This window comes from Bacillus sp. LR--39, assembly GCF_053613335.1.
In genome coordinates, this window is sequence record NZ_JBSIOT010000214.1 from 1 (window position 1) to 1,272 (window position 1,272).

Here is a 1,272-nt window from a genome sequence, read left to right on the forward strand (position 1 = left end):
AGAAAAAAACCCGCAACATACCGTTGCGGGGAAAACTATCTTTTAATCGGTTCTTGCAGTGAGATACATTCCACATGCCCGACTTCATGGCCAAACCAATCGTCTGCGATTTTTGCAAACTGATCACGCGCCCCTGTTGTCAGGAACTGATGATCCGGGGCAATCGGAGACTGGTTCAGCAGCCCTTTATAAGAGAGAATTGTGCTGACTTCCCGGGCTGTTTCATCGCCGGACGAAATAATGTTTACGTGCTCTCCCATATATCTTTGAATGGCTTCTTTTAAAATAGGGTAATGGGTGCAGCCTAAAATCAGCGAATCAATTGATGTGTCTTTTAACGGATACAGCGAGGTTTTAACAATCTCGTCTGCTGTTTTGTCGAGAAACTTCCCGCTTTCCACAAAAGGCACAAGCAGCGGGCAGGCAAGGTTTTCAACCTTCAAATCAGGGTTTAATGCCAAAAGCGCTTCTTCGTATGCATTGCTCTTAATCGTATTCTCTGTGCCGATGACACCGATATGCTGATTATCCGTCACTTTTATCGCTGCTCTCGCACCAGGCTGGATGACTCCGACCACCGGTATACCGACGCTGCGCTGGATGTCATCCAATGCGATCGCTGTTGCTGTGTTACAGGCGATCACGAGCATTTTGATGTGGTGGTTTTCGAGTAAATAATTCGTCAGCTCCCACGTATATTGAAGCACCTCTTCTTCAGGGCGCGGCCCATAAGGACACCGTTTCGTATCCCCGACGTAGATAATATTTTCTTTAGGTAGCTGTCTCATGATTTCCTTCGCAACGGTTAAACCGCCAACCCCGGAATCAATGACTCCTATTGGTTGTTCCAACAAAATCGCCTCATTTTCTCTTCATTTCATGCTGCAGTTTCATCAAAGATTTTTCGAAGATGGCTATTTCTTCATCTGTAAACGATTCGAACATATCACGCAGATATTCCTGTCTTTTTGTAATGACCTCTTGGATAATCCGTTCTCCTTCAGGCAGCAGATGTATCCGGACAACACGTCTGTCCGCCGGGTCCTTGACCCGCTCAACAAGCTCATTTTTTTGCATGCGGTCGATTAAGTCCGTTGTCGTGCTGCATGCCAGATACATTTTGCCCGATAATTCACCGATTGTCATATCTCCTAATTCATAAAGCCATTGCAAGCCGACAAATTGCGGCGGCGTAATCGCATATTGGTTAAGGATTTCTCGTCCTTTTTGCTTAATGATCGCGGCAATGTGGCGGAGTGACTTTTCAATATC

General features: G+C 45.9%; 2 protein-coding genes. Both read right to left on the reverse strand.

Annotation, left to right across the window (positions count from 1 at the left end; genetic code table 11):
* Window positions 1-35 precede the first annotated feature (35 nt).
* Entirely contained in the window at window positions 36-854 is an 819-nt protein-coding gene (racE, locus tag ACWHAR_RS21900; RefSeq protein ID WP_010886589.1) for a glutamate racemase, read from the reverse strand.
* 7 nt (window positions 855-861) lie between these two features.
* Window positions 862-1,272 (reverse strand): MarR family winged helix-turn-helix transcriptional regulator (locus tag ACWHAR_RS21905; protein WP_452087813.1); only part of this gene is annotated, 411 nt, incomplete at its 5' end.